Source organism: Endozoicomonas atrinae (assembly GCF_001647025.1).
Lineage (GTDB): Bacteria > Pseudomonadota > Gammaproteobacteria > Pseudomonadales > Endozoicomonadaceae > Endozoicomonas > Endozoicomonas atrinae.
Genome location: NZ_LUKQ02000515.1, coordinates 1 through 1,753, shown reverse-complemented (window position 1 = coordinate 1,753; position 1,753 = coordinate 1). Strand labels below are relative to the sequence as shown.

The following is a 1,753-nucleotide window of genomic DNA, read 5'->3' as shown; positions in this document are numbered from 1 at the left end:
GGAGCAAAGGTCTGTTAACGCCTTGTTTAACTCAATGGCCCGATCCATTCGCCCTACGGTCTGATCTACCCGGACAAAAGGTTACTTTGTCCGTCAGTTTCCCCCTACCACCCCCAGTTCAAAAATCGCCCTTTCCCGGTATTTGACCGCCATGTTGTAGGCTTCTTTGTCGCCGTATTTCTTAATGGAAAAATTTTTGTATTTATTAATTGTTCGTTGACCCAGCGGGTCGGACGAATCAAGTTCGACCCACTTTGCTCGCCAGTAAAGTTCGCCATTGGGTTTAGTCTGCTTACTGACACCCACAGCCTTGGATCGAGCCTGCGCCAGCAACGGCTTTTTCAGCTCAAAAGCCTCGGCAGGCAGGCTGTCACGAAAGGCCAGCGCCACCGCTTTTGCCGTTTCGATACCACCAAGCTTATTGGCAGCGAACTGATGCGTCGTACCATAGGCATAAACACGCCACACCTTTCGTTTCGGGTCTAACGAAAGGTGATGCTCAGGTTCCAGTTCGTCCAGTAGTTTTCGCTGTTCAGGCGTCATTGGTCAATTCATCCTGCTGTCTCATTTTGCAATTCAGCCTTTCGCTCAATATAAGCCAGCCAGGTATCATAAGGGTCGTATTTGGTCTTGAATAACCGGTTCCATTCCTCCACGGCATCCTCAATCATCTGTTGCCAGGCGCCATCTGGAAGGTCATCAAGATCATGGTCGGCGAGGAAATCAAACAGAGCGTTATTCATGGCCTTCAGCCCATGGTTGAGCTGCCTCACTTTGCTGCCAATGAGAACTATCAATCTTCCTGATGAAAGATACTCGCTTAGGGTCGGTTGCCAGAATCATAGGATTACTCAGTTAATAATGCCTGCCACTCGAAAATCCGCTTTTCCAGCCAGGCTTTTCGGTCAAGGCGGCTTTCCAGATTGGGGTAGTAAAAAGGATCGGTAGGATTATTATGCCGGTTGATGCGATGGTTCAACTGGTTGAGTTCTTCCTCAGCGACCATGGCTTTTATCATCACAGACGGTATGACCTGATAACTTACCTCGCCCCGGCTATTGCGGGGCACTTGTCCTAAGTGGATACGATCCATCATCAATACATCCGTGACGACTGCTTATTCAATACTTCGCGTGGTTTCTGCGCCAGTAGCGGGTTAACTCAACAATGGCAACACCTGCCCACACGTACACTAACACCAGAGGATACTTCGCCTTCGTGATATTAATCACGAAATCCAGGGTTTCAGGATCGTTCCAGAATCCCGGGAAGCGAACAAGTGGGCCAACTACCGAGAAAATGGTCAGAGCAACGGTGGTCGATACCAGGGAACGGAACCAGAACCAGCGATTGTTCATCAAGTTACGTATCCAGTGAAACAGCAAAATGTTGACCAGATCAGTCAGTACAATGCTCAGGCCGAGCAGGAAAAAGTTTTTCGGCAGCTCATTGTAAAAAAAATTGACCGCCTGTTGATCGCCGTTACTGTGATCACCATGGATAAAGCCTTCCAGAAAGTGGTCCTGGAGCGCCAGGGCACCACCAAACAGCATCAGCAAACTGCCGGTATAGACCAGTGTCTGACGCGCCCGACGAAAGCCGTACAACTCCGATATGCAATCCAGCAGTACATAGGTAAAGGGGAATACGATACTCCCGCCGGTAAAGTTCAGCCCCATAATATCGGAGTGCCACATGAAGAGGACCGGACAAAGTACCAGCAACCCTACATACAGGCCGAACAGTACCAGAA

At 49.4% G+C, this 1,753-nt stretch carries 4 protein-coding genes; all 4 read right to left on the bottom strand.

What is annotated here, in order from left to right; translation table 11 throughout:
- Window positions 1-93: 93 nt before the first annotated feature.
- Entirely contained in the window at window positions 94-543 is a 450-nt protein-coding gene (locus AK963_RS28575) for an AP2 domain-containing protein (protein ID WP_066018673.1), read from the bottom strand.
- A gap of 8 nt (window positions 544-551) precedes the next feature.
- Window positions 552-743 (bottom strand): hypothetical protein, encoded by a 192-nt coding sequence (locus AK963_RS28570; protein WP_066018668.1) that lies wholly within the window; start codon window positions 741-743, stop codon window positions 552-554.
- A 104-nt stretch (window positions 744-847) separates the two neighbouring features.
- Window positions 848-1,096: a hypothetical protein gene (locus AK963_RS28565; protein WP_066018671.1), complete on the bottom strand. Its 249-nt coding sequence runs from the start codon at window positions 1,094-1,096 to the stop codon at window positions 848-850.
- Between the two features lie 25 nt (window positions 1,097-1,121).
- Window positions 1,122-1,753 (bottom strand): VUT family protein (locus tag AK963_RS28560; RefSeq protein WP_066018670.1); only part of this gene is annotated, 632 nt, incomplete at its 5' end.

What these genes read in the sequence shown, in the direction of transcription:
- AK963_RS28570 (WP_066018668.1), bottom strand. Translation starts at nt 743, where the DNA reads ATGAATAACGCTCTGTTTGATTTCCTCGCCGACCATGATCTTGATGAC.
- AK963_RS28575 (WP_066018673.1), bottom strand. Translation starts at nt 543, where the DNA reads ATGACGCCTGAACAGCGAAAACTACTGGACGAACTGGAACCTGAGCAT.
- AK963_RS28565 (WP_066018671.1), bottom strand. Translation starts at nt 1,096, where the DNA reads ATGATGGATCGTATCCACTTAGGACAAGTGCCCCGCAATAGCCGGGGC.